Origin of the sequence: Pseudoxanthomonas sp. PXM01 (assembly GCF_014851815.1) — a bacterium.
GTDB lineage: Bacteria > Pseudomonadota > Gammaproteobacteria > Xanthomonadales > Xanthomonadaceae > Pseudoxanthomonas_A.
In genome coordinates, this window is record NZ_JACVAJ010000002.1 from 245,123 (window position 1) to 269,565 (window position 24,443).

Below are 24,443 nucleotides of genomic sequence, written 5' to 3' on the forward strand. Positions count from 1 at the left end.
TCCTATATCTGTGCGGGATGGTCGCGGAGCTGGCCTTCCGCAGCGCCGGGCTCCACAGCCGGATCGTTGCGTTCCTCGTTGGTACGTTTTCCGGGCGATTCGCCGCGCGTCATCGGGCCGTCGGGACGGCGTTGCCGCTCCCATGCATTCGGGGCCACGGGCGTGGCATCAGGGGTTTTGCGATCCATGGCGGGTCCTCGCTTGCGAGCGGCCAGCGTGGCCGGCAAAACGTTGAAGATGCGTGATGAGCGCGTGCAGGTTTTCAGCCCGCAGTCACCCGACGCGTCCTGATCGACTGGACGCTGAACCCGCGCATCGTCTGCGCACGGCGTCTTTACGAATGCGTCAGCAGCATGTCAGTCATGCTCTGCCAAGAACGCATCGATGCGCGTCTCTCCGACGCCGAAAGCCTGGTCCGCGCGCATGCCGACATCGGCGATCCGCAGCTGTTCCTGCGCAACCTGTGGACGCAGGTCTACGACCAGGCGCCCATGCACTTGCGCTCGGCCGTGCTGCGTCGCCTGCACGCCCTGTCGCGCCATCTCGGCGTGGCATACGTACACGGCGGCGAGGATGCCGCGCCGTCGTCGTGAGGCGGAAAGGCGTCAGTGCGTGGCGTGCAGCCGCGCCAGCGCCGCTTCGATGTCGTTGCGGCGGAACGGCTTGGCCAGCACCGGAGCGTCGGCGAAGCGCGGCGGCAATCCCTGCTGCCCGTAGCCGGTGGTGAACAGGAACGGCGTGCCGCGCTCGCGCAGCGCATCGGCGACCGGAAAGGACTCCGTGCCGGCGAGATTGACATCCACCACCGCCAGGTCGATCTGCAGCGCCTGCAGCTGCTCCAGCGCCTGGTCCAACGATGCGGCGGTACCGGCCACCTCGTAGCCCAGCGTCGGCAGCAGCTCCTCCATCAGCATGACCAGCATGAACTCGTCCTCGACGATGAAAACGCGCTTGGCGGCATCCGGGGTCATGCGACGGCTCCTGTGTTGGCGAGGGGGGCGGTGATCTCGCAGACCACGCCGGTGGGCAGGAAGTCCAGCGAGACGTGGCCACCCAGGTCATGGCGCAGGCCGCGTTCGATCATGCGCGAACCGAAGCCGCGCCGCGCCGGCGTGGCGACCGGCGGCCCGTCGCGTTCTTCCCAGCGCAGCACCAGGCAGTCGCGTCCATCGCGCGTCTCGCGCGTCCAGCGGATGTCGACATGGCCGTGCTCGCCCGACAGCGCGCCGTACTTCATCGCGTTGGTGCACAGCTCGTGCAGCGCCATGGTCAGCGCCAGCGCGCGCTGCGGTTCCAGTTCGATGGGAAAGCCCTGCAGGGTGAAGCGGTGGTTGTCGCCCTGCGTGCACGGCGCGATCGCGGTGCGCACGATCGCCTCCAGCGGCGCGTTCACCCATTGCTTCAGGGTCAGCATGTCGTGGGCTTGGCTCAACGCGTGCAGGCGCGCCTCGAAGCGGTCGTAGGCGGGCGACGCGTCGCCGTTGGTGCCCAGCGTCTGCAGGGCGATCGACTGCACGATGGCCAGCGTGTTCTTGACCCGGTGGTTGAGTTCGGCGAGCAGCAGGCGCTGGTGCTCTTCGTGGCGCTTGCGCTCGCTGATGTCGGTGGCCGCGCCGAACCATTCGGTGATCTGGCCGCCGATCGGGCGGATCGGCACCGCGCGCGAGGACACCCACGACCAGCCGCCGTCGTCGTTGCGGACGCGGTGCTCGGCTTCGTAGGGCGTCTGGGTGGCGCGCGCATGGGCGATGGCGTCGCGGACCCGGTCGCGGTCGTCGGGGTGGATCAGCACGTCCAGCCAGTCCGGCGTCAGCGAGCCATGCCGGCCCAGCAGCAGGCTGCCGCCGACGATGTCCACTTCGCTCCAGTCCGCGTTGGTGCGGTAGACCAGGTCGGTGGTGGCGTCGACCATCGCCGCCAGCCGCTCCTCGCTGCGACGGCGCGCGTCTTCATGCTGCTTGCGGTCGGTGACGTCGCGGGTGGTGCCGGCGACGGCCTCGACCTGCCCGTCCGGCCCAATCACCGGCATCAGCAGGTAATCGTAGATGCGGCGCCCGTTGGTGCCGTTGAACGGCACGTCGCCGCGCACCGGCTGGCGGGTGGCGACGACCTGATCGATCTCGCGGTCGTGCAACGCCGCATGCCAGGGCTCGTAGCCGATCTCCAGGCAGTTCTTGCCGATCGCCTCGTCCCAGGTCATGCCCCACATGGCGAGCAGCGCGGCATTGGCGTAGGTAAAGCGGTGCTGCAGGTCCCACATGTAGACCAGGTCGGGCGTGACCTGCAGGAGGGTTTCGTACAGCCGGGCTCGCTGCTCCAACGGAGCCGCCGGTCCGGCTGCCATCAACGGATTGTCCACGCGTGTCCTTGCCCACCTGCAACGCGTTCAGCTTATCGTCCGCGCGTGTTGGCAACCCGTGAAACCACGTGCGCCACATACCTGCGGTTAATCCTTCGCGAAACACAGCCTGCCGACGACGATGACGATCGCGATGGATAAACCGATGCCGCGGTCGACACGCCGGCACCGTCGATTCGCGTGTCGATGCGCTCCGACGCTGCCCTCAGCGGGCCTCCGTCAGCAGTCCGTACGCCACCAGCCCCCCGAACAGGAGCAGCAGGCCCAGCGCGAACACACCGGTCCCGATCACGCCGCGTTGCCAGCCTTTCAGCGCATTCCAGCGATCGGACAGGTCGGCGAACGGCACGCCCGTGACCGATTGCACCAGACCCGCCAGCGCGAATCCGCCGGGCACCACCATCGCCAGCAGACCGAACGGTCCGCCCGGCAACGCAAAGTCGGGGCTGGCGGCACGCTGCGCCGAATACCACGCGATGATGAAGCCGAACACGGTGCCCGATGCCGCGAACTGCAGGAAACCCCTGAAGCGGATGCTCACGATGCCGTCCTTGTCGTTCGATGATGTCAACGCGCGTCCGGCGCCGGGACCGGCGGCGCGAAAAGACCCTTCTGGCTATCCGCGAATGCGTAGCCGACCCTGCCGCCCTTCTGCGCAGCATGCACGCGCAGCACCAGCCAGTACCCGCCCAGCGACGCCGGCCCCTGCGTGGGAATCCTGAGGGTCGACGCCCCGGGGGACGCGGACTCGCCGGCCTTCAGCGTGGTCCTGTAGTCGATCGTGGACGAGCACGTCCCCAGGCTCCAGACCTCCACGGATTTCTGGTACGCCAGGCACACGCTGTAGCCCACGATCCAGCGCCCGTCGGGCGAGTCGGCGTTGGCGGTCAGGGTGACGTCGTCGAGCGCGATGGTGATGTCGCGCGCGGACACGGCCAGCGTGCCGGCCGCGGTGGCGCCGACACCCCAGTCGTCGCTGTTCGGCGCGAACGCGACCGGCGTCGCGCCCGCACTCGCACTCGCCTGCAGCAGGGCAACAAGGAACACGCTACTGATCATCTGCGCACTCTCCAGAAACCGGTGGGACGACAGGCACGAGGACGGAAGGAACGGCCACACGCCGGATGACCCCGCACGCCGCACGAGCGACACGTCACCTGCGAACCCGCAAGGCGATCATGAGCACCATCAAGGACAGGCCGAGCGCCACCCACACCAGACCGAAGACCAGGTTATACAGCGGCTGGCCGAAGAGTGTCAGCAGCGCTTGATCCAGGCCGCACGTGCGACCGCATGGCCCCGTCCCGTCGGGGCGCAGAAGCAGCATGACGGACCCGTAGCCCACCATCACGAGACCCAGGAAAACACCGAACGCGACAACGGCGCGCGGCGGTTGCTTTCGCATGGCCTTGGAGGATGTCTTCCGCATGCCGTTCAGCGCGGGTCCGATCCGTGAAGCGGATCCGGCGTAAGGCGGTCGGGCGGCTCCCCACTCCGCTTCACCGAAATCACTGCGAAGAGGAACGACAGGCTGAGCCACAGGATGAGCAGCGACTCGCACACGCGTCCGATTTCATGCGTGTACCCCATGGCAGCAAGCACTGCCGCGGCGTTGCTGCCGTCTGTCCCCGCCGGGACCGGCGGAGGCGTGCCGAACAGGAACACGTCCAACCACGTCACGATGGATTCGCTCCAGACAGCCCATATCGCGATCGCGGCCATGCAGGCGACCAGCGCGCCACCCGCGTATCTGCCGGCGCGCCAGGCAAGCAACAGAAGGCCCGCGAGCGCCGCCAGCCATCCCGCGTTCTGGGCCATCGTCAGTGCCAGTTGCATGCGACGCTCCTATCCGACCTGATGCCTGAGCCCTAGAACCGCCACGGCTGCGGATGCAGGAAGGGTTGCGCGATCATCAGCGCCCACAGCAGCAAGGCCGCGACGAGCGCCAGCTTCGCCGTAGGGCTCCGATAGGAGTCGGTGGCGGCCAGCAGCAGGAAGGACAGCGGCGCCAGCACATCCATGGCCAGCTGCAGCGGGTGGCGAAGGTTGAGCGATATCGCCAGGTAGATCGGCACGAGTGCGATGCAGAAATACGCCCCCCGGGCGAGTGGCGATATGCGCGAGGAAGGCCGGGATTGCTGCGTCATGCCCCTGCTCCATGTCCGTGTGGAAACGTTCGCGATGCGTCCGGGTACCCGCGTGACGTTCAAGGCGCCCCGTGATCCGATCATACCCGGCCCGCGGCCACCCGTAGGGCGGGCTCAAGCCCGCCGTCGCACGACGTCACCTCGCGTGGAAAGCGGCGAACATGGACTCCCGCGGGGTCCAATCCATCCAACGGCGCCTGCCGGCACGACGGCGGGCTTGAGCCCGCCCTACGCGCTAGTCGATGTAGGCCTGCTCGGCAGAGACGACGCGTCCGTCCTTCGCCTTGACCATGCACAGGAATCGCGACAACGGCGGCATGCCCACGTACATGATGGCGAGCGTGTCGAAGCCGCCCGACGATGACCAGCGGGCGCTGCGCGTGCTGGCACCGTCCTCGAGCGCCCGCTCGACCAGCGGCGCTGCGTCCGCACCGGGAAGGATCGACGCGCACATGGCCGCCGCCTTCCGCGAGGCCACGCGGTCGGCATATAGGCCGTAGGCGGAAAACACGGCAAACAGAACGACCAGCGCAAGCGCGATCTTGCCGAGCCCGACGACCAGGCTTCTCAGGAACTTGAGGAATGGCATCGACGCCGCACCAGGTGTAGGACGAGACGTCAGCCTACGCGATGCCTGCTCCGTAGGGCGGGCTCAAGCCCGCCGTCGCACGCCATCACGTCGCGCGGAAAGCAGCGAACACGGGTCCCCGCGGGGTCCAACCACACGACGCCTGCCGGCATCAGGACGGCGGGCTTGAGCCCGCCCTACGTGGCCGTCGCACGACATCACGTCGCACGGAAAGCGGCGAACACGGGTTCCCGCGTGATCCATCCACACGACACCTGCCGGCAGCAGGACGGCGGGCTTGGGCCCGCCCTGCGTGCGTGCGCTGCCTTACGCGTGGAAGCGCTCCACCGCTTCCAGCAGCTGCGCGGCCTGGTCCTGCAGGCTGTGCGCGGCGGCGGAGGCTTCCTCCACCAGGGCGGCGTTCTGCTGGGTGTTGTGGTCGATGTGGTTGATGGTCTGGTTGACCTGGTCCAGCGCGAGGCTCTGCTCCTGCGAGGCCTGGCTGATCTGGCCGATCAGCGCGCTCACCCGCGCCACGCTGGCGACGATCTCTTCCATGTTGGCGCCGGCGTCCTCCACCTGGCGGCTGCCCGCTTCCACCCGCGCCAGCGAATCGCCGATCAGCTGCTTGATCTCGCGCGCCGCACCGCCGCAGCGCTGCGCCAGCGAGCGCACTTCGCTCGCCACCACCGCGAATCCCCTGCCCTGCTCGCCCGCACGCGCCGCTTCGACGGCGGCGTTGAGCGCCAGGATGTTGGTCTGGAAGGCGATGCCGTCGATCACGCCGATGATGTCGGCGATACGCCGCGACGAGGCGTTGATCTGCGCCATGGTGTCCACCACGCCGTGCACCACCTGCCCGCCGCGTGCGGCGACATCGGTCGCGCCCACCGCCAGATCGGCGGCCATGCGGGCATTGTCGGCGGTGTGGCGCACGGTCGCGCTCAGCTCGGCCACCGACGAGGCGGTTTCCTCCACCGACGCGGCCTGCTGTTCGGTGCGCACGGACAGGTCGCTGTTGCCCGCGGCGATATCGCGCACGCCGGCATTGACCACTTCGGCCGCACCGTGGATGTCGCCTACCAGGCTGCCCATCATCTCGACCAGCGCATTGATGCCCTGGCACAGCTCGGCCACCGCGCCGTCCTTGTCGCGGGTCGGCACGCGCGCGGTCAGGTCGCCCGACTGCGCCGCCTGCACCACCTGCCGGCTCTGCGCCAGCGCGGCCTGCATGGCCAGCGTGGCGCGCACCTGCGCGGTCACGTCGGTGGCGTACTTGACCACCTTCACCGGGCGCCCGGAAGCGTCGAAGATCGGGTTGTACGAGGCCTGGATCCAGATCTCGCGCCCGCCCTTGCCATGGCGCAGGTACTGGCCGGCGTCGTACTCGCCGCGGCCCAGCTTCTGCCAGAACGCACGGTATTCGGCGCTGTCGCGGTACGCCGCGTCGGCGAACATGGAATGGTGCCGGCCCTGCACTTCCTCCAGCGTGTAGCCCATCGCATCGAGGAAATTCCGGTTGGCCGACAGGATGGTGCCGGCCAGGTCGAATTCGATCACCGCCTGCGACTTGCCGATCGCCGCCAGCTGACCGGCGTAATCGGCGGCCTGCAGCCTCTCGCGGGTGATGTCGGTGGCGAACTTGATGACCTTGTACGGTTTCCCGTGCGGGTCGAACACGGGGTTGTACGAGGCCTGGATCCAGACCTCGCGCCCGCCCTTGCCGAGGCGCCGGTACTGGCCTTCGTCGAATTCGCCGCGCCCCAGCCGCGCCCAGAAGTCGCGGTAGTCCGCACTCGCCGCGTAGTCGCCGTCGACGAACATGCGGTGGTGCCGGCCGACGATCTCCGGCAGCGTGTAGCCCAGGGCGCCGAGGAAGTTGGCGTTGGCCGTCAGGATGTTGCCGGCCAGGTCGAACTCGATGACGGCCTGCACCTTGTGCAGCGCATCCACCTGCGCCTGCAGTTCGGCCAGCCGCTGCCCTTCCTTCGCCGATACCCGCTGTCCGCCGCCGGCCAGCCGGGCGACCCACGAGCGCCACTCGAAGGCGGGTCGGGCGTGGTCGGGCGAGAAGGTGGCGGCAGTGGTCATGGTGATGCTCCTGGGTGTGTTCGCGATGGCGTACCCGGTCGGATCGACGGGGTGGCTGGCGCTGCGCCGGCGCGCTCACATCGATCGCACCGCACCTGCATAACGGCCCTGCGCACCCTGCCTTGAGGGCGCGATACGCCGACCGGGCAGGTAAATGCATATCCGTGACAAACCTCTGTTTTTCCGCTGTTTCGCGGTGCTAACGCATGGTGAGCAGCCCTTACGCGCGATACGCGACAACAACGCAGGCCTCGCCTCCACGCGATGCAAACATGTCCGGCGCGAGGATGGCCGCATGTCGCACTGACAGGATGTTGGCATGTCCACGTGGCCTCGCAGGACGGGAGGGTCGGACATCGTCCTGGTCGCCTTGCTGATGGTGGCGGGTGCCTGGTTGTCGATCCGCTGGGCCGTCGGGCCCGGCGCGCTGCCGGCCGTGTGGATGCCGGCCGGCCTGCTGTGCGCGTGGCTGCTGGTGCGGCCCCGCGACACGTGGTGGCGCTACGGGGTCGCCGGCCTGGCGGCGGATGCCGCGGGCCAATGGCTGGCCGGCACGCCGACCGCCATCGCGCTGCCGCTGGCCCTCTGCCATCTGTTCGAATCGTTCTGCGTCGCGTTCTTCATCCGCCGCAGCATTCCCGACATCAGCGATCCGCGGCACTGGGTGCATCTGGGCGGCGTCGCCACCGCCAGTACCGTCATCGCCTGCGCGATCTCGGGGGCGGTGGTGTCGCAACTGGCCCGCCTGGTGCCCGGCGCGGATCCGCTGATGACGTTCGCCCCGTGGTACGGCGCGCATGTACTGGGCCTGGTGATCGTGGGCACCACCGCGCTGGTCGTCCATGTGGAAGGCCTGCGCTCGCTCGCACCGCCGGGCCGGCGCATCGGCTTCCTGCTGGGCATGGCGCTGGTGGCGTTGATGGCCGGACTGGCGTTCTCGACCCACTACGCGCTGCTCTTCGTCACCTATCCGCCGGTGCTGTTCGCAGCGTTCCGCCACCGCTTCGGCGGCGTCGCGGTCGGCGTGTCGCTGCTCGCCGTCATCGGCGTAGGGTTCACCGCCGCGGGCCATGGCCCGCTCGCGGACCTGCCCGCGCTGGACGATGCCTGGCGCACGGTGCTGCTGCAGCTGTATCTCGCCGGTGCCTGCCTCATCACCCTGCCGGTGGTGCTGGCGATGGCCGAGCGCGACCGCCTGACCGCGCGCGTGCGCGACAGCGAGCAGCGCTACCGGCTGCTGGCCGACTTCTCCGGCGACCTGGTGGTGCGGCTGGATGCGGCCGGCGAGCGGACCTACGTGTCGCCGTCGTCGCGCGAAATGCTGGGCTGGGCGCCCGAGGAAATGCTGGGCACGCGCTGGGACCTGCTGCATCCCGACGACCGCGAGGCGCAACGGCAGGCGATGCTGGAAGTCGTCGCCTCCGGCCTGCCGCAGACGCACCGCTACCGCGTGCGCCATCGCGATGGCCGCTACGTGTGGACGGAAGTGGTGATGCGCTCGGCGCCGCGCGACGGCGGCGATGGCGCGCGCGACCTGATCCTGTCCGGGCGCGACATCAGCAAGCGCGTCGCCGCCGAACAGGCGTTGGAGGCCAGCCGGCAGGAACTGCAGCGGCTTTCGATGATCGATGCGCTCACCGGCATCGCCAACCGGCGCCAGCTGGAACACCGCCTGTCGCTGTCGATCTCGCGGCTGGGCGAGGAAGGCAGCGCGATGGCGCTGTTCTTCCTCGATATCGACTACTTCAAGGGCATCAACGACACCCATGGCCATACCAGTGGCGACGGCGTGATCCGCACCTTCGCCCAGCGGCTGCAGACGCACGCCGGCACCGACGCGCTGGTGGTCCGGCTGGGCGGCGACGAGTTCGTCATCCTGCTGGATGGCGACGTGACGCTGGCGTCCGCCACCAAGGTCGCGCGCAAGCTGCTGGTGGCGGTGCGGGCGCCCATGCGCATCGGCAACACCACGCTCACCGTGACCACCAGCATCGGCGTCGCGTTCACCGCCGGGCCAGCCAGCGAGGACGACCTGTTGGCGGCGGCGGACGAAGCCCTGTACAAAGCCAAGCAGAAGGGGCGCGACCGGTACGAGGTCGCGGTCGTCGCGGTGGGGGGCGACCCTGGCGGGAGGGGACACGGGACGGCCGCGCCGGCCAGCGACGATCCGTCGCGCGCCGGCCGCGGACGCCGCAGCAGATGGGGGACCGGATGAAGGCAGCAGCATCGGACGCCGCCACGGCACGCACCACGTTCGTGCGCTGGATCGGCATCTGGCTGGGGATCGTGATCAGCGCCGGCCTGCTGTTCACTATCTTCCTGGACCGTTCGGCGAGAACCGACGCCGCCCGCCGCCAGAGCATGGCGGTGACGATGGGCGTGGACCGGCTGCTGCATTTCGAGATCCGCAACCTGGAACGCGCCATGCGCGGCATGGCCACCATCGCGGACGGTTACGCCAACGACCACGAGGACCGGAGCCGCTGGGACCTGCCCGGCGAGATCCGCGGCGTCGTCTCCCGCCATGCGGAACTGCAGGACATCGACCTGTACGACCGGGACGGCCGCGCGATCTACCGCGGCGTCAGCGCCTACGGGCAGGACACCCTGCTGCTCGACATCCAGCGTGCGCCGCCGCGTGCGCTCAACGTCGGCCGGCTGATCGTCGAAGGACGTGCGGAGCCCATCGTGCCGCTGATGCTGCGCACGCCGGAAGGCCACTGGCTGGTGGCGCGCCTGCGCACGGCCGAGCTGCAGCGGATGCTGGAAGACCTGGATGTCGGCAAGGAAGGCAGCGTCGGCATCCTCAGCCACGACGGCATCGTGCTGGCGCGACGCGGCGCCAGCGGGGCGCACGTGGGGCGGCAGGTCCCGGTGCCCGCCGGCCTGGCATCGGGCGAGACCTCGCAGGTGGATGTGGTCAGCCGGCTGGACGGCGTGGAGCGCTTCGCGAGTTTCGCCGGCACCAGCGGCTATCCGTTCGTGGTGGCCGCCGGCATCTCGAAACGCGAGGCGCTGGCGCCGTGGCGGAACTACGCGGTGACCGCCATCGTGCTGCTGGCGCTGTACTGGCTGGGCACGCTCTACCTGATGCGCAGGACCGCCAGTTCGGAGTCCGCGCGCGACCTCGCCCACGACGAACTGCAGCGGCACGCGGACTGGCTGGCCAAGGCGCAGGAGGCCTCGCAGGCCGGCGTGTGGGCGATGGAACAGGACAGCGACCGCGTGCGCGCCTCGGCGCATGCCGCGCGCCTGTTCGGCTTCCCGCCGGTGCCCGGCATGCTGCCGCTGGGCGAGTTCTTCGCGCGGATGCACGACGACGACCGCGCGCGCGTTGAGCAGGCCTTCGCGGCGTCATGGGAGAACGGCACGCCGTTCCATGCCGAGTACCGCATCCTCCTGCCGGATGGCCGGCAGCGCTGGATCGACGCCAAGGGCGCGCCGGCCCACGACCCGGGCCAGGTGCCGCGCATGAGCGGCACCATCGTCGATGTCAGCGAGCGCCGCGACCAGCAGGAACAGCTGGCGCGGGCGGAAGCCCAGTTCCGCGAGCTGTTCGAACTGAACCCGCTGCCGTTCTGGGTCTACGACGTGCACACCCTGCGCTTCCTGGCGGTGAACGGCACGGCGATCCGCCGCTACGGTTACTCGCGCGAGGAATTCCTCGGCATGACCATCCTGCAGATCCGTCCGCCGGAGGAACACGCCGCGGTGCTGGCGAGCGTCGAGGAGGCCACCGAACCCGACGATGGGTTGCGTGTGTGGCTGCACGCCACGCGCAGCGGCAAGCGCATCCACGTGCGCATCCACAGCAGCCGCATCCGCTTCGACGGGCACGATGCGCGCCTGGTGCTGGCGGAGGATGTCAGCGAGCGGGTCGCCTACGAGTACGACCTGGCCTGGCGCGCGGCGCACGACGAGAACACCGGCCTGCTCAACCAGCGCACGTTCGTGGAGCGGGTGGAGCAGTTGACGCGGCACGATCCCGAGGCCACGTACGCGGTGGTGTACGTGCAGCTGCGCGACCTGGAGCTGGTGTCGCCGATGTTCGGGCGGCGCACGCGCGACGAGATCATCGCCGCCATCGCGCGCCGCATCGCCGCGACGGACGGCGGGGCCGGCCCGGTGGCCTACGTGCCGGCCGATGCCTTCCTGATCGCAGTGCCGCAGGCCGCGCAGTGGGATCGCGTGGTCGACGACCTGCACGCGCTGTTCGCCGCGCCGGTGGTGTCGGAGACCGGCAGCCACCGGGTGGAAGCCTGGATCGGCGTGGCGTTCCAGCAGCAGCCCGAGCAGAGCGGCGAAGAGGTCATCGGCCACGCCGCGCTGGCGGCGCTGCAGGCGCGCACCGAGAACGTGCCGACGATGCACTACACGGACCTGCTGGCGGAAAAGGCGAGCGCGCGCATGGCGATCGTCGGCCGGCTGCGGCATGCGCTGGCGAACGGGGAATTCGAGCTGTTCTTCCAGCCGATCCAGCGCATGCGCGACGGCACGGTGGTGTCCGCCGAGGCGTTGCTGCGCTGGCGCACGCCGGACGGTTACGTGCCGCCGTCGAGCTTCATTCCGCTGAGCGAGGAATCGGGGCTGATCGTCCCGATCGGCGAATGGGTCATCGAGCAGGCGGCGAAGGCGCAGGCGCGGCTGGTCGCGGCGGGTTTTCCGCAGGTCGCGGTGGCGATCAATGTATCCGCGGTGCAGTTCATGTCGGGCGCGGTACCACGGCAGATCCGCGAGGCGGCGCGGCGTCATGGGCTGGCGCGCGGTGCGCTGCATGTGGAGCTGACGGAAAGCGCGATGCTGCGGCGGCCGGATGCGGCGAAGTTCGCGATGGAGGAGTTGCAGCAGGACGGGGTGTGCGTGTCGATCGACGATTTCGGCACCGGTTTCTCCAGCATGGCCTACCTGCGCGACCTGTCGCTGGACCACCTGAAGATCGACCGCAGCTTCGTCGACCACGTGGACCAGGACCCGCGCAATGCGTCGATCTGCCGGGCGCTGATCGCGCTGGGCAAGGGCCTGGAACTGAGCATCGTGGCCGAAGGCGTGGAGCGCGCGGAGGAGCTGGCCTGGCTGTCCACCCACGGCGTGGAACAGGTGCAGGGCTACTACATCGCCCGCCCCGTGCCGCTGGAGGCGTTCATCGCGTGGCTGGAGGCGCCGGTGGAATCGCGGTGAGGGGTCGCCTCAGGCCGGTGTCCCCGTCGCACGCCTCACGTGGAGCGTCCCATCTTGACCAGCGATCTGAGCCACGGCGTTTCTGTCGCCAGTTGATCGTCGGGGGTGAACCACAGGCATCCCATCTTCTGCCATGCCAGGAGATCCAGCACGTCGTCGTTCGGACGCGTCGGCAACAGCACCGCGAGCCGAGGACGCTGTTCGGGAAAACGGAAGGAATAGGCATACAGCTGCCCTATCGCCATTCTGACCTGCGCTTCGTGGTCGCTGCTCTTGACCTCGATCAGCAGGTCCCTCCCGCCCACGCCCTTCTCCACCAGCACGTCGTACCTGGCGTCCCTGTTCCTGCCTTCAAGCAGTTCGAAACGGCCGCGCCACAAGCGCTCGAGACGATTCGTCATCGTGTTGTGCTGTTGACGGGCCTTGATGTCTGACGCCTGTGCGACGCGTTTGACATCTTCTTCGTCCTTGAGCGGCAGTTTGGATCCTTCCACCGGCTTGGTGACCAGCACGGATCCCTCGGCCAGCGGGCGCGCGCGGTTCCGTTTCCCCAGCGCATCATCCCTGTCTGTCACCACCTGTTCCAGGTTCGCCTGATCCAGGTCCACAGCGTCGTGAATGGTGCCGGTGCCGTACTGGCTGACCATCACCCAGTACTGCTCTTCCAGAGCCGAGTTGCCTGCGCCGTGGCGCGCCAGCAATGCCTTGATACCGTCCCGGCCATTGATGATGGGGAATCGTCCGCGGGGATCGAGCGAGAACAGCAAGGGCGTCAGCAGGAACGCCGGATTCATCTCCCGGCTCCCGCTGGGGTCCGGGATGGGAGGCAGCGCGTCGATGCGCGACGCCAGCTTCGCGCCATCCTTGTCGCTGTCCAGTGTCCTGGCCTTGCGTACCAGCGACCTGATCTCGGCGAGGTTCCTGCGTATCCAGGGCAGTGCGCTTTTCCTGTAGGCACTGTAGAAGTTGGTGAATCCGGTGTCCTGCCTGACAAGAGCAGGCAGATCCCGCGACCCGATGATTGCTCCGATGTGCTTCGCGGCATCGGCCAAGGTGGAGTCCTTGGCCAGCTGAGGGAATACATGCCGTAGCCCCGGTAGCTTCGCGCTGGCGACATAGCCAGCCCGCTCGCCGTCGGAGCTGCGTGTAATCCAGGTGAGCTGACAGAGCCCGTAAATCTGTTCGGCCGTGGGTGTGCCCTGCGCCAGCAGGTGCTTCGCGAAAACACCTATCAGCCTCTGGGTACGGCGCTGCCGCTCCTTCCATTCCTCTGCCATGCCGCTCTCCTGTCGGGTCTGCTGTAAGGGTCCGCGATGGGAGGACATCAAACAAGAAGGCCCCGCGATGCGGGGCCTTCGTCGTTCGGAACAGGGAGGCTCAGACCTTCGGCGGCGGCGTTCCGGCGATCGGGCGGCGGCGGCTGAAGCGCGAGGCCAATTCGCGGCGCGCATCGTCCACTGCCTGGTCCTTGCCGGCGACTTTCAGCACGCCGTAGACCTCAAGGGCGGCGGCCATCAGGTCGCTTCCGAGCGCGAGTTCGGTGTCGAGCATGCGCTGCACGAGGTGGGCGAGCCGTGCCACGCGCGGTCGCAGCACGCTAAGGGCCAGGTGATCCTGGCGGAAGGCGTCGATGTCGAAGTCGCGCGGCATCACGCCGGCATGCAGTTGGGCCACTTCCAGCGCCTTGTCGCAGAAGGCGCGCGACTTCGTCCCCATCTTCACCAGGTCCTGGCGTTCGTCGACGGTGAGGCCGATGAGGAGATCGAGGTCGGCTTCGAGGGCATTCAATGAGCCGTCGATGCGTTCCACGCGATCGGCGTCGAAGGTCATGCTGATGCGGTTCTGTGTCATGTGATTGCGTCCTTTCCGTGGTACCGGCCGGGTCCGGCCGGCACCCGCAGCCTACCCCCGCACACCCCCGCCGCGACCTGTCACTTTGCAAGTGAAGTAGTTCTCACACTACGGAGTTCGATTGGACGAAAAACATGGACGCGATACCGAAAAACTTCCGGCGATGGAGGAAAAACTCCCAGCGCTGACCGTTAGTGTGAGAAGAAACACCGAAAAACATGCAACGTTCCACCTAAAACTTCCAACGTTGACCGCTAGTGTGAGAAGAGAGGACGGAAAACTCGGAACGTTGGACCTAAAACTTCCAACGTCGGATGTTAGTGAGAGAAGAGAGAAGCAAAAACTTGGAACATTGGATGTTTGTGTGAGAAGAGGTGTTCTCCTCAGCGAAACAGTCCCATCAGTTGTCGTTGAGCCCATTGGGCGCGCGGGTGTGCAGTCGCTCCTTCCATGAACTTTCGACCGCAACCACATCCGGCATCTCCGTGTCCGGAGACACGCGCTGCAGGATGCTGAAGACAAAATTCGTCGGGTCCAGTCCTCGCAGGAGCCGGTTGCCGCCATGCCCGGAGTCGGCATAGTTCAACCAGCGGCCCAGCAGGTTCTCGCCGCCGGCCGCAGAACCGACGTAGCGCTTGCCCGACGCGCGATCGAAGATCAGATACACGCCCCGCCACTGGGAGAGCATGACCCGCCAACTGGCAGGCACCAGGGGCAACTGACTCCAATCGATCACCAGCGACTGCCAGTCGGGCATCGGCGGCACCAGCAGGCTCTCTTCATGGATGGCATGCACCGGGATCCGGTTCCTGTCCGACCAGCGCCACCAGGAGCGCTCGATGCCCGGCCACTGGACTACCAATCTTCCTTTCCATACCGACATGACATCCGTCTGCACCAGATCGAACCACTGCGAATGGTCGCGCTCCTGGGGCCCGCGCGTTCCGAGACTGCGCAGTTCCGCATTACCGGGAATCTTCCAGAAGTCGCGTGTCGACACCGTTTTTGATCCGGCGACGCCATACAGTCCGACGAACACAGCTCGGCCCGCTTCGTGACCGATGAAGGAAGCCAGATAGCGCGCCCGCGACAGCGCCTTCTCGACGACAGGGCCGTGGTTTTGCTGGTAAGCATTGAACACGCTGTGACGCTCTGCTGCGAGCCAAGGAAGCACCTTGCGCAGCTCCCGCTCGGTCGGACGGTGCCGCATGACGAGCACCTCATCAGGGCGGATACCTGCCTTCGCAAGAAGATCGTTGAGTTCGAACACGCCTGACATAGAGCGTTATCCAGGAGAGAGGCGTCGCGGGCGACAAAGCGTCCCCGGCAGCCCCACGACGCGTGGCTGCCGTCGCCATATACTCACATTTCAGGGGAGCAAAAAGACTGAGGAAGGGGTGGACATGAGCAACGAGGTGCAGGCGCTGCAAACCGCCCTTCGCCAGTTTGCGGAGGAACGGGACTGGGGTCAGTTCCATACCCCCAGGAATCTGGCGGCTTCCTTGTCCATCGAGGCCGCCGAGGTGCTGGAGCATTTCCAGTGGCTGACCGACCAGCAGAGCCAGGATCTTTCCCCGGAGCAACGGGAGAAGGTGGCGCTCGAGATCGCCGATGTCCTGCTCTACCTGCTGCAACTGTCCGACAAGCTCCAGATCGATCCGGTAGAGGCCGCCCAGCGGAAGCTGGCGTTGAACGCCGCCAAGTACCCGGTCGAGAAAGCCAAGGGCAGCAGCAAGAAGTACACGGAACTCTGACCGCACCGCCAAGGGGAAGGCACGCGTGATCGTTTACCAAGCGACAAAGACCACGTTCCTAGACGACAACGACAACCGGAACATCGAGGACGTCATCAATGCGGCCTACGTCCAGAAGACGGGTCGATACGCGTCCGATGCCGAGTTCAAGTCGTGGGCTGCCTCACTGCGCGAGATGTCGCGGGTTCTTCGCGACCCGCAGATTCCCGACGACATCGGCGTCGGCATTGAGTTCGGCATCCCGCAGACGGCCATGCGCATCGACTTCATCCTGTCTGGCGCGGACGATACGGGAACGCCCCATGTCGTGATCGTCGAACTAAAGCAGTGGTCGACCTCGAAGCTCAGCGACAAGGATGGCCTCATCGTCGCCAATCGCGGCGGGCGATCCGAGACGGAAGGCCCCCACCCCAGCTACCAGGCCTGGTCGTACGCGGCCCTGCTCAACGGCTTCAACGAGGCTGTGTACGAATCAGGCACCGCCCTTCGTCCCTGCGCTTATCTGCACAACTATCGGGATGACGGCATCATCCGCGATGCGCGCTATACCCCCTATCTCGACAAGGCACCGGTCTTCCTGAAGGGCGAGGAAGAGCTGAAGCTGCTACGCGACTTCATCAAGAAGCACGTCAGGAAGGGCGACAAGGGCGAACTGCTCTACAAGATCGAGAACGGCCGCATCCGACCCTCCAAGATGCTGGCCGATAGCCTGGGGAAGATGCTCAAGGGCAATCAGGAGTTCATCCTGATCGATGACCAGAAGGTCGTTTACGAGACCTGTCTGGCACGGGCCGAACAGGCCAGCGAGACACGAAAGCAAGTCGTCATCGTCAAGGGTGGCCCCGGCACCGGCAAGTCGGTGGTGGCCGTCAACCTGCTGGTGGCCCTGACGAAGCGCGGGCAGGTCACCAAGTACGTTTCCAAGAACGCAGCACCCCGTGCCGTCTATGCCAATAAGCTGGCGGGCCAGGTGCGGAGAGTGGAAGTCAGCAATATGTTCTCTGGCTCCGGGGGCTTCCACGAAGCCACGCCGAACACGTTCGACACGCTGGTCGTCGACGAGGCCCACCGACTCAACGCAAAGAGCGGCTTGTACGGAAACCTGGGCGAGAACCAGGTCATGGAGCTTATCCGCAGTGCCAAGTGCACCATCTTCTTCGTGGACGACGATCAGATCGTCACACTGGCCGACATCGGCCACACGAAGGAATTGATCCACTGGGCAAACGCCGCTGGCGCCGACATCACAACGCTGGAGCTCAGTTCTCAGTTCCGCTGCAACGGCTCAGATGGCTACGTTGCATGGCTGGACAACTGGCTCGGTATCCGCGAGACCGCCAACACCGACTTCGATCGCGACAGTTTCGACTTCCGGATCGTGGACTCCCCGGTGGAGCTACACGACCTGATCCGCGAGAAGAACAAGATCAACAACAAGTCCCGGGTCGTCGCAGGCTACTGCTGGGACTGGAAGAGCAAGAAGGATCCCAACGCCTACGACATCGAGATTCCGGAGTTTGGCTACCGGGCGCAGTGGAATTTAAGCGTGGATGGCAGCTTGTGGATCACCGCCGAAAACTCTGTTGAGCAGGTTGGGTGTATTCATACCTGCCAAGGATTAGAGCTGGACTACGTGGGAGTGATCATCGGCCCGGACTTGGCGCACCACAACGGCCACCTAGTTGCTCACCCGTCCAAGCGCTCAAAGCATGACCGCTCGATTCGAGGCTACAAGTCGAAAGCTAAGAAGGACGCCACCATGGAGAGTCGCGCGGACATCATTGTCAGAAACACCTATAAGACGCTAATGACGCGCGGCATAAAAGGCTGCTTTGTCTATGTAGACCGGGTACACAATGGTCAACAACATGATTAACTTTCAAGTGTTTGGCATCCAAGAGCGGCCATCCAACAACACAATAAACACAGTTAGGCTGTCAGCAAACAACTGGGATGACTACTCTTTCAAAACACTCTTCAACTCTTCCATCATTGAATCTTCGGGAGTTCTTACCGATCTGGGATCGGTAAAGATTGGTTTCGTTGGCCAACCCACTGGCTGGACGCTGCAGAACATCCCACGAAATTTTTTTGAGCTCCCAGACGGCTGGTTCTCGCTCGGCCAGAGCCCCGATTACTACCAAGCCATCATGAGCCTCAGCGAGCCAGATAGGCTCAATTACTTGCGATCAATGAGAGACGTAGTTTTCAATCCCCACATCCTTGAAACGATAGAGAATGAGCAGGTATTCAATAGCTCTCTAACAAGAAATATAAGCACACCACTTATTCGTGGACAATTCACAAGAATTGTCCAAGGATTTGCATCACTTACCGAGTTCAATTTCTTGTACGCGAGGCCGCAAAGCGAAAGAAAGTCTGGCGTTAACCTAAGTTTTAAAGTTGAAGTTGGATCAAAGCCTTCAACAAACATACACGTACTCATCGGACGAAACGGAGTCGGCAAGACGACCATCCTGAATGAAATGATATCGGCCGCAATCGAGCCTAGTTCTCCGGATGGCCCTGGCCGCTTCTACGAGAACAACGGCATCTTCGGAGTGAGCGAGCTTCCTCCGGACTACTTCAGCGGCGCCGTCTCGGTGTCATTCAGTGCTTTTGACCCCTTCACGCCTCCACCAGATAGAAGCGATATCGGGCATGGCCCTAGCTACTGTTACATCGGAATGAAGCAAATGCGCGCAGGCGTCGCGAGCCCAGCCGAGATGCCACCCAAGACCAGTCGGCAGCTCGTAAATGACCTTGTACTCAGCACTAAGGCGTGCCTAAGCCAATCTGAGCGCAGAAGCCGCTGGGAGAGAGCCATACGCCGCCTTGAATCGGATTCAAACTTCGCCGATATGGAGTTGGGAAGAATCGCGTCGAACTGGACTGCCGATGATGACTCTAATGAGCGAATAGTTCGCTCATTCGCTGAGCGGATGAGCTCTGGTCACGCGGTAGTCCTACTGACCATAAGTCGCCTTATCGAAAAAGTTGAAGAGAAAACCCTGGTTCTTATGGACGAACCAGAGAGCCATCTACATCCACCGCTGCTATCCGCTTTCACGAGAGCCCTTTCTGAACTTCTACATGACAGAAACGGAGTGGCGATCATCGCCACTCACTCACCAGTAATTCTCCAAGAAGTCCCAAGGTCCTGCGTATGGAAGCTAGATCGAAGGCGGACAAGCGGCCGCAGCGATCGACCAGAGACAGAGACATTTGGCGAGAACGTCGGAACCCTGACAAAAGAAGTGTTTGGGCTAGAAGTACAGAAGTCTGGCTTTCATGCAGTCCTTACCGACGAAGTCGCTCAAGGAAAGACTTTTGATCAAATTATGACCGAGTACAAGAATCAGCTCGGAACTGAGGCGACAGCTGTTCTTCTTGCTCTCATTAGAAATCGCGACAACGGTGGCTTCCAGTGAAGCTTCTTCAACCCCCCATCGTCCCTCAGATTGAAATTTTTGATGCATGCAAGAGTTCTGTAACCGACGCCTCATTCACGGCCCGACTAGAGGAATTGCGACCATATGTACCCCAAATCTCTAACCACTACGCACAACATGCCTCAACAGACTCACTGCACACACTAGTTTCGGCACATCACGGACACCCGGAACAAGTCATTAGCATCAACCTTACTAAGGGCGACTTAACCAGCCTGTACGAAAAGCACATGGTTAGCAGGTCTCCGGGCAGGGCACATTACGACAATCTATTGCTTTCAGCGCCGCTTTCGAAGTGCCCGTATTGTGGCTTTGGACAAGTTTCAACCCTCGATCATTTTGCTTCAAAATCAAGGTACCCGCTTTACTCCATAGAAGCACGCAACCTCGTTCCAGCATGCGCAGACTGCAACAAACTACTCGGTAGCGCTCCGATCACCGAAGACTCGCCGTTCCCCCATCCATATTTTGGAGACCCAAGAATCGAACGTGATACTTGGCTTCATGCAAGCATTGCTTGCACATCACCAACTACCGTCAGCTATTTCGTGGCATCGCCTGAGACTTGGGACGACCAACTAAGGCTAAGTATTGGAAATTACTTCAATGACCTTCAGTTGAAACGAAGATTCGCTATTGAGGGCAACTCAGCCATTGTTGAAATTAGCGACACACTGAGATTGATGGCCAACTTGGAGGATCGAATTCTTCATCTTAGGTCTATGGCAGCCGTCGATACTTCTCGCAGACGGAATTCCTGGCGAGCAGCCCTGTCAAGGGCGCTCGCCATTTCACTTCCATATGTCAATGGTGGGTACCTCCAATAGATTGCTGGGATGAAGGGGGCACGGTGCCCCCGCCCCATAATCGAGGCTTGCCCCTCAGAACCCCCGCGACAACCCGATGAAGATCGACGCGGTGCTGTCGGTGTCCCGCTCCAGCAGCGGGCTGTCGGACAGCTCGTCGGGCAGGCGGCTGTACTTGGCGAAGCTCATGATCGACCACTTCTCGCCGATCGGGCGGAAGTAGCTGAAGCCGATGTGCGGCACCGTCACCGCATCCGGCTTGTAGTTCACCACCCCGCGCGCCACCTCCTCCTTCAGCGTGCCGTAGTAGTAATTGGCCAGATCGTCCGACTGCCAGGTCACGCCCACCTGCGGCGTCAGCTGCCCCTTGCCGATCTGGAACGGATACCCGTACTGCAGCGACAGCTCCTGGCCCTCGCTGGTGCCCGTCGCATCGGCCAGCAGCTCCACGTCCAGTTCGCCACCGCGGCCCTTCCACTTCGCCGCCATGCCCACGTCGAACCCCTTGTCGCGGTCTTCCAGCTGACGGTAGTCGATGCCGTTGCGCGCCAGCTCGACGCGGCCCAGATCCTTCACGTCGAACCCGTCGAAGCGGAACTTGCCGATCGCCGCCAGCTCGAACGCATCGTTGTCGATGAACTTCCAGCCGGCGGTGATGCCCTGGAAGAAGAACCGCTCGCCGTTGTACGTCACCAGCGGGATCGGCATCACGTCCGAACCCTCACCCGCGTACTGGCCGTTCTTGATCATCGCGCCCAGCCCCACGCTCCAGCGCGGGGGACCGCCTTCGGGAGGACCGTCGCCATCGCCGGCCTGGGCGAACGCGACGGACGACATGCCGGACAGCAGCACGGACAACAGGAGCTTCTTCATGGGATGCAGGACCTCGTCTTGGGTGGGATGGGGCGTCCGCGTGGGGGAACCTGCGCGCGAAAACGCAGGGTGCGAACGTCCAACCCAGAATGGCGAGGCGATGTCGCTGCAATGTCGTACCTGGCGGCGCGGCGCTGAACGGATCCTGTCGCCCGCCCCTGCCCCACCCGCCGCGTCACCGCACCGACGTGCGAACGCGAAGCGCGCAGAAACGACAACGCCTGCCGACAACGCGGCAGGCGTCGATGCGGGTCGGAAGCGTGGGCCTACAGCGGGATGACGCTGGCCGACACGTCCAGGTGCGCGCGCGTGCCGGCGACGGTGCCGGCGTCGATGGCCAGGCGCCAGCCGAAGCGTTCGCAGATGCGGCCGATCAGGAACAGGCCCAGCCCCTGCCCGCGCGTGGGTGCTGCATGGCGCAGGCTCTCGCGGTAACGGCGCGCGGCTTCGACCGGATTGAAGCCGCTGCCCGAATCGACCACCGCGATGACGCCGTGCGACAGCGTCACCTCCACATAGCCGGCCTCGGTGTTCTCGATGGCATTGCGGATCAGGTTGCTGACCGCGATGCGCACCATCGCTTCCGGCGCGGCCAGATAGGTCGGCGGCAGCTCGCCCACGCGCAGCTGCGCACCCCGCCCTGCCAGCAGATGCTCGTGGTCCTCGACGATCCGCGGCAGGCACTCGTGCAACGCCGTGACCTCGGCGGGCTCGCTGCCGTTCTCCGGCTCGCGCGCCAGGTACAGCAGCGCCACCATGGTTTCGGACAGGCCTTCCACCGCATGTTCAATGCGCGCCAGCGCCGGCTGCGAGGTGTCTGGCAGCGACATCTGCTTGAGCACGTCGACCGCCCCGGCGATCACCGCGATGGGCGTGCGGAACTCGTGGCTGGCCTGGTCGAGCAGGCTGCGCTCGCGTTCGATGAACTGGCCCACGCGCTCCAGGTGCACGTTGCTGGCCTGCGCGATGACCTGGATCTCCTCGCGCAGGTAGGTGGTCGGCAAGCGTGCCGTGCTGTCGCGCGGATCGATGGCCTGCATGCGGTCGGCCAGGTCGCGGACCGGGCGCACCAGGTTCGCGTGCAGCCAGGCGATCACCGCCCAGATCATCAGCGCGAACGACAACGCCCACATCAGGCTCCACCACGACGTGCGGTTCTGCTGGTCCTCGATCGGCCCGATGTCGAGTTCGGTCACCAGCCGGCCCGGCGGCAGGTCGACGACCACCGCATGGAAACTGCCGTGGCCATCGAAGCCTTCGAGCTCGGTGAAATTGCGGAAGCCGTTCTCGGTGGAGTATTCGCCCGGCGGCAGGTCGGCCAGGTAGTCCGGCGCCGAGGTTGGCGCACCGGGCGCGATGTACCACGAGCGCACCAACCCCTCCTGCGGCAGCGCGTCGCCCGCGCGCACCCGCGCCGCGTGCTCGTCCGACACTTCACGCAGCAGGTCGGCCCAGTAGCGGTGCTCGATCAGGCCCTGGCTGCTGAAGTTCTGGAACGTCAGCGAGGTCATCATGATCAGTCCAAACACGACCAGCGCGACGGTGATGCCGCCGTGCACGCCGCGCGGCTTGAGGAGGCGGGCGAAGAGACTATTCAAGCACGCACAACCGGTAGCCGGTGCCGGGCACCGTATGCAGCAGCGTGGTTTCCGGCGCCTGTTCCAGTGCACGCCGCAGCACGTACATGTGCGAGCGCAACAGGTCGGTGCCGGGCACCTCGTCGCCCCACGCCGCGCGTTCCAGCTTTGCCCGCGACACCACCTGCGGGCTCTCGCGCATCAGCAGTTCCAGCAGGCGCCGGCCGGTGCGGGTCAGCACGATGCGGCGATCACCGCGCTGGATCTCCATCGTGCCCATGTGGAACTGCAGGTCGCCGACGCTCAGCACATCGTCCGGTGCGGCCGACTGGCGCAGGCGCGCCACCAGCGAGCGCAGCCGCACTTCGATCTCGGGCAGCGCCACCGGCTTGACCAGGTAGTCGTCCAGGCCGGACTCGAAGCCGTCGATCTTGTCCGACAACTGGTCGCGCGCGGTCAGCATGATCACCGGCACCTTCTTCTTCGCCTCGCCGCGCAGGCGGCGCAGCACGGTCAGGCCGTCCAGGCGCGGCAGGTTCCAGTCCAGCACGATGGCGTCGTAATCCTTCGAGGCCGCCAGGTGCAGGCCGGACAGGCCATCGGGCGCGGCATCCAGGTTGTGGCCGCAGCCTTCCAGGTAGTCGTAGAGGTTGGCCGCGAGCTGCGCGTTGTCCTCGATGATCAGGATCGACAGGGAGTCCCTGCTCATGGATCGTGCGCCTCGGGATGGGCGGGCAGAAAGTCGCGCATGGATCAGTACACCGCCGCGAGGTCCGCGCGCTCGATCCACTGTAGCACGGCGAAAACGGGCAGGAAGGCGAGCAGCAGGAGCATCGCGTTCAACGAATACTTCAGCAGCACGTACAGGCCGCGATGCCGCGCTTTCAGCACGACGGCGCGCCTGCGCAGCGGCGCGACCGCGGCGAACACGGCGGTCAGCGCGCCGCGCCGGTCCTCACCGGTATTGGGCACGGCCAGCGCGCGCGCCAGCTGCGAGTACAGCCGGTTGAACGCACGACCGAGCGGATTCATCGGCCGCTCCACGTCGCACATCAGGATCAGCCGCAGCGTGTCGGTGTCGTTGCGTGCGTAGTGCGGATAGGTTTCGTCGAACACGAAGTCACGTCCGTCGCGCCACGACAGCGCCTGCCCGTCCACGTTGATGAAGCAGGCATCGTCGTTCGGCGTGACCAGGCCCAGGTGGTAGCGAACGAACACGCCAGCGGATCCGAGTGCAGCGTCAGTTCCGCACCCGGCGGCAGCACCGAGAACATCGCCGCGCGGATGCCCGGCACCTGCGCCAGCAGCCACAGCGTTTCCGGGCACAGCCGCTGTGCGGAGGCGTGCGGCGTGCCGTACCAGCGCAGGTAGAACTTGCGCCAGCCGCGCTTGTAGAACGTGCGGAAGCCGAGGTCGTGGTAGCCGGCCGAGCCGGGCTGGCTGGTCGCCTCCAGCGCGCCGCTGGCGTACAGCGCCAACGCCTCGCTGCGGATGCGCGGCCAGTGCGCACGCAGGATGGAGATGCCATCCAGGTACGCGCTGTCGATCACCGGCCGCCGCGCGGCGCGGTGCGTGGCCAGGTACAGCAGGCAGTTGAGCGGCGCGAACACCGGCCAGCTCTTGCGCAGGTATTCGCCGAAGCCGGCGTAGCGCAGGCGGCCGCGCCAGCGGTAGACGTAGGCGATGGAGGCCACCGCATAGGCGCCGATCACGGCCAGCGCGAACGTGCTGACGTTCATGACAGATCCCCGAGGTAAAAAGGCGCGGACGGGGGCGCTTGCCTGACC

At 65.4% G+C, this 24,443-nt stretch carries 24 protein-coding genes and 1 pseudogene; 6 read left to right on the forward strand and 19 right to left on the reverse strand.

What is annotated here, in order from left to right; translation table 11 throughout:
- Positions 1-2 precede the first annotated feature (2 nt).
- On the reverse strand, positions 3-188 hold the full coding sequence (locus IB230_RS10495) for a hypothetical protein (RefSeq protein WP_192271947.1): 186 nt from the start codon (positions 186-188) through the stop codon (positions 3-5).
- Between the two features lie 174 nt (positions 189-362).
- Between IB230_RS10495 and IB230_RS10500 the strand changes: the two genes are divergently transcribed.
- Positions 363-593, forward strand: a complete 231-nt coding sequence (locus tag IB230_RS10500) for a hypothetical protein (RefSeq protein ID WP_192271949.1) — start codon at positions 363-365, stop codon at positions 591-593.
- Between the two features lie 12 nt (positions 594-605).
- On the opposite strand, the gene IB230_RS10505 is transcribed toward IB230_RS10500, so the two are convergent.
- From IB230_RS10505 to IB230_RS10545, 10 genes and pseudogenes are all read right to left on the reverse strand, one after another.
- Complete coding sequence (locus IB230_RS10505; protein WP_192271951.1) at positions 606-971, reverse strand: response regulator; 366 nt, start codon at positions 969-971, stop codon at positions 606-608.
- Complete coding sequence (locus tag IB230_RS10510; protein ID WP_225589560.1) at positions 968-1,912, reverse strand: HWE histidine kinase domain-containing protein; 945 nt, start codon at positions 1,910-1,912, stop codon at positions 968-970. Before IB230_RS10510 ends, IB230_RS10505 begins: the two co-directional genes overlap by 4 nt.
- A gap of 36 nt (positions 1,913-1,948) precedes the next feature.
- Positions 1,949-2,344, reverse strand: a pseudogene (locus tag IB230_RS19690) (PAS domain-containing protein); the annotation flags it as partial.
- Between the two features lie 220 nt (positions 2,345-2,564).
- Positions 2,565-2,900: a hypothetical protein gene (locus IB230_RS10515; RefSeq protein WP_192271955.1), complete on the reverse strand. Its 336-nt coding sequence runs from the start codon at positions 2,898-2,900 to the stop codon at positions 2,565-2,567.
- 26 nt (positions 2,901-2,926) lie between these two features.
- The gene (locus IB230_RS10520; RefSeq protein ID WP_192271957.1) at positions 2,927-3,418 is read right to left on the reverse strand and encodes a hypothetical protein; all 492 of its coding nucleotides are present in this window, start codon (positions 3,416-3,418) and stop codon (positions 2,927-2,929) included.
- Between the two features lie 94 nt (positions 3,419-3,512).
- Complete coding sequence (locus IB230_RS10525; protein WP_192271959.1) at positions 3,513-3,788, reverse strand: hypothetical protein; 276 nt, start codon at positions 3,786-3,788, stop codon at positions 3,513-3,515.
- A 5-nt stretch (positions 3,789-3,793) separates the two neighbouring features.
- A complete protein-coding gene (locus IB230_RS10530) occupies positions 3,794-4,195 on the reverse strand; it encodes a hypothetical protein (protein WP_192271961.1) in 402 nt (133 codons plus the stop codon).
- A 32-nt stretch (positions 4,196-4,227) separates the two neighbouring features.
- A complete protein-coding gene (locus tag IB230_RS10535; protein ID WP_192271963.1) occupies positions 4,228-4,506 on the reverse strand; it encodes a hypothetical protein in 279 nt (92 codons plus the stop codon).
- Between the two features lie 235 nt (positions 4,507-4,741).
- Positions 4,742-5,095: a hypothetical protein gene (locus IB230_RS10540; RefSeq protein WP_192271965.1), complete on the reverse strand. Its 354-nt coding sequence runs from the start codon at positions 5,093-5,095 to the stop codon at positions 4,742-4,744.
- 306 nt (positions 5,096-5,401) lie between these two features.
- Positions 5,402-7,165, reverse strand: a complete 1,764-nt coding sequence (locus tag IB230_RS10545; protein ID WP_192271967.1) for a methyl-accepting chemotaxis protein — start codon at positions 7,163-7,165, stop codon at positions 5,402-5,404.
- Positions 7,166-7,484: 319 nt separating this feature from the next.
- On the opposite strand from IB230_RS10545, the gene IB230_RS10550 reads away from it, so the two are divergent.
- Positions 7,485-9,380 (forward strand): sensor domain-containing diguanylate cyclase, encoded by a 1,896-nt coding sequence (locus IB230_RS10550; protein ID WP_192271976.1) that lies wholly within the window; start codon positions 7,485-7,487, stop codon positions 9,378-9,380.
- Positions 9,377-12,343: an EAL domain-containing protein gene (locus tag IB230_RS10555; protein WP_192271978.1), complete on the forward strand. Its 2,967-nt coding sequence runs from the start codon at positions 9,377-9,379 to the stop codon at positions 12,341-12,343. Before IB230_RS10550 ends, IB230_RS10555 begins: the two co-directional genes overlap by 4 nt.
- Positions 12,344-12,378: 35 nt before the next feature.
- Here the strand turns inward: IB230_RS10555 and IB230_RS10560 are convergent, their stop codons facing one another.
- The 3 genes from IB230_RS10560 to IB230_RS10570 form a co-directional block, all read right to left on the reverse strand.
- The gene (locus IB230_RS10560) at positions 12,379-13,620 is read right to left on the reverse strand and encodes a hypothetical protein (RefSeq protein WP_192271980.1); all 1,242 of its coding nucleotides are present in this window, start codon (positions 13,618-13,620) and stop codon (positions 12,379-12,381) included.
- A 100-nt stretch (positions 13,621-13,720) separates the two neighbouring features.
- A complete protein-coding gene (locus tag IB230_RS10565) occupies positions 13,721-14,194 on the reverse strand; it encodes a hypothetical protein (protein ID WP_192271982.1) in 474 nt (157 codons plus the stop codon).
- 400 nt (positions 14,195-14,594) lie between these two features.
- Entirely contained in the window at positions 14,595-15,473 is an 879-nt protein-coding gene (locus IB230_RS10570) for a GIY-YIG nuclease family protein (protein ID WP_192271984.1), read from the reverse strand.
- 124 nt (positions 15,474-15,597) lie between these two features.
- Between IB230_RS10570 and IB230_RS10575 the strand changes: the two genes are divergently transcribed.
- The 3 genes from IB230_RS10575 to IB230_RS10585 are packed head-to-tail and all read left to right on the forward strand — an operon-like array spanning position 15,598 to position 19,379.
- Positions 15,598-15,948 (forward strand): nucleotide pyrophosphohydrolase, encoded by a 351-nt coding sequence (locus tag IB230_RS10575; RefSeq protein ID WP_192271986.1) that lies wholly within the window; start codon positions 15,598-15,600, stop codon positions 15,946-15,948.
- 25 nt (positions 15,949-15,973) lie between these two features.
- Positions 15,974-17,824, forward strand: coding sequence for a DUF2075 domain-containing protein (locus IB230_RS19925; protein ID WP_192271988.1), 1,851 nt, complete (start codon positions 15,974-15,976; stop codon positions 17,822-17,824).
- Positions 17,805-19,379 carry an AAA family ATPase gene (locus tag IB230_RS10585; protein WP_225589485.1) on the forward strand — a complete coding sequence of 525 codons (1,575 nt, stop codon included), beginning with the start codon at positions 17,805-17,807 and terminating at the stop codon, positions 19,377-19,379. The genes IB230_RS19925 and IB230_RS10585 overlap by 20 nt, the downstream gene beginning before the upstream one ends.
- A gap of 902 nt (positions 19,380-20,281) precedes the next feature.
- Here the strand turns inward: IB230_RS10585 and IB230_RS10590 are convergent.
- The 5 genes from IB230_RS10590 to IB230_RS19835 all read right to left on the reverse strand — a co-directional run bounded on the left by IB230_RS10590 (position 20,282) and on the right by IB230_RS19835 (position 24,395).
- Positions 20,282-21,079 carry a MipA/OmpV family protein gene (locus IB230_RS10590; RefSeq protein WP_225589486.1) on the reverse strand — a complete coding sequence of 266 codons (798 nt, stop codon included), beginning with the start codon at positions 21,077-21,079 and terminating at the stop codon, positions 20,282-20,284.
- Positions 21,080-21,345: 266 nt separating this feature from the next.
- Complete coding sequence (locus IB230_RS10595) at positions 21,346-22,677, reverse strand: HAMP domain-containing sensor histidine kinase (protein ID WP_192271990.1); 1,332 nt, start codon at positions 22,675-22,677, stop codon at positions 21,346-21,348.
- On the reverse strand, positions 22,670-23,350 hold the full coding sequence (locus IB230_RS10600) for a response regulator transcription factor (RefSeq protein ID WP_225589562.1): 681 nt from the start codon (positions 23,348-23,350) through the stop codon (positions 22,670-22,672). Before IB230_RS10600 ends, IB230_RS10595 begins: the two co-directional genes overlap by 8 nt.
- Before the next feature lie 59 nt (positions 23,351-23,409).
- Positions 23,410-23,820: an aspartyl/asparaginyl beta-hydroxylase domain-containing protein gene (locus IB230_RS19830; protein ID WP_343227340.1), complete on the reverse strand. Its 411-nt coding sequence runs from the start codon at positions 23,818-23,820 to the stop codon at positions 23,410-23,412.
- Positions 23,715-24,395, reverse strand: coding sequence for an aspartyl/asparaginyl beta-hydroxylase domain-containing protein (locus IB230_RS19835; protein WP_343227301.1), 681 nt, complete (start codon positions 24,393-24,395; stop codon positions 23,715-23,717). The genes IB230_RS19830 and IB230_RS19835 overlap by 106 nt, the downstream gene beginning before the upstream one ends.
- Between the last annotated feature and the right edge of the window lie 48 nt (positions 24,396-24,443).

Excerpts from the sequence above, each read along its gene's own strand:
- IB230_RS10495 (WP_192271947.1), bottom strand. The coding sequence starts at position 188 with ATGGATCGCAAAACCCCTGATGCCACGCCCGTGGCCCCGAATGCATGG.
- IB230_RS10500 (WP_192271949.1), top strand. The coding sequence starts at position 363 with ATGCTCTGCCAAGAACGCATCGATGCGCGTCTCTCCGACGCCGAAAGC.
- IB230_RS10505 (WP_192271951.1), bottom strand. The coding sequence starts at position 971 with ATGACCCCGGATGCCGCCAAGCGCGTTTTCATCGTCGAGGACGAGTTC.
- IB230_RS10510 (WP_225589560.1), bottom strand. The coding sequence starts at position 1,912 with ATGGTCGACGCCACCACCGACCTGGTCTACCGCACCAACGCGGACTGG.
- IB230_RS10520 (WP_192271957.1), bottom strand. The coding sequence starts at position 3,418 with ATGATCAGTAGCGTGTTCCTTGTTGCCCTGCTGCAGGCGAGTGCGAGT.
- IB230_RS10525 (WP_192271959.1), bottom strand. The coding sequence starts at position 3,788 with ATGCGGAAGACATCCTCCAAGGCCATGCGAAAGCAACCGCCGCGCGCC.
- IB230_RS10530 (WP_192271961.1), bottom strand. The coding sequence starts at position 4,195 with ATGCAACTGGCACTGACGATGGCCCAGAACGCGGGATGGCTGGCGGCG.
- IB230_RS10535 (WP_192271963.1), bottom strand. The coding sequence starts at position 4,506 with ATGACGCAGCAATCCCGGCCTTCCTCGCGCATATCGCCACTCGCCCGG.
- IB230_RS10540 (WP_192271965.1), bottom strand. The coding sequence starts at position 5,095 with ATGCCATTCCTCAAGTTCCTGAGAAGCCTGGTCGTCGGGCTCGGCAAG.
- IB230_RS10545 (WP_192271967.1), bottom strand. The coding sequence starts at position 7,165 with ATGACCACTGCCGCCACCTTCTCGCCCGACCACGCCCGACCCGCCTTC.
- IB230_RS10550 (WP_192271976.1), top strand. The coding sequence starts at position 7,485 with ATGTCCACGTGGCCTCGCAGGACGGGAGGGTCGGACATCGTCCTGGTC.
- IB230_RS10555 (WP_192271978.1), top strand. The coding sequence starts at position 9,377 with ATGAAGGCAGCAGCATCGGACGCCGCCACGGCACGCACCACGTTCGTG.
- IB230_RS10560 (WP_192271980.1), bottom strand. The coding sequence starts at position 13,620 with ATGGCAGAGGAATGGAAGGAGCGGCAGCGCCGTACCCAGAGGCTGATA.
- IB230_RS10565 (WP_192271982.1), bottom strand. The coding sequence starts at position 14,194 with ATGACACAGAACCGCATCAGCATGACCTTCGACGCCGATCGCGTGGAA.
- IB230_RS10570 (WP_192271984.1), bottom strand. The coding sequence starts at position 15,473 with ATGTCAGGCGTGTTCGAACTCAACGATCTTCTTGCGAAGGCAGGTATC.
- IB230_RS10575 (WP_192271986.1), top strand. The coding sequence starts at position 15,598 with ATGAGCAACGAGGTGCAGGCGCTGCAAACCGCCCTTCGCCAGTTTGCG.
- IB230_RS10585 (WP_225589485.1), top strand. The coding sequence starts at position 17,805 with ATGGTCAACAACATGATTAACTTTCAAGTGTTTGGCATCCAAGAGCGG.
- IB230_RS10590 (WP_225589486.1), bottom strand. The coding sequence starts at position 21,079 with ATGAAGAAGCTCCTGTTGTCCGTGCTGCTGTCCGGCATGTCGTCCGTC.
- IB230_RS19835 (WP_343227301.1), bottom strand. The coding sequence starts at position 24,395 with ATGAACGTCAGCACGTTCGCGCTGGCCGTGATCGGCGCCTATGCGGTG.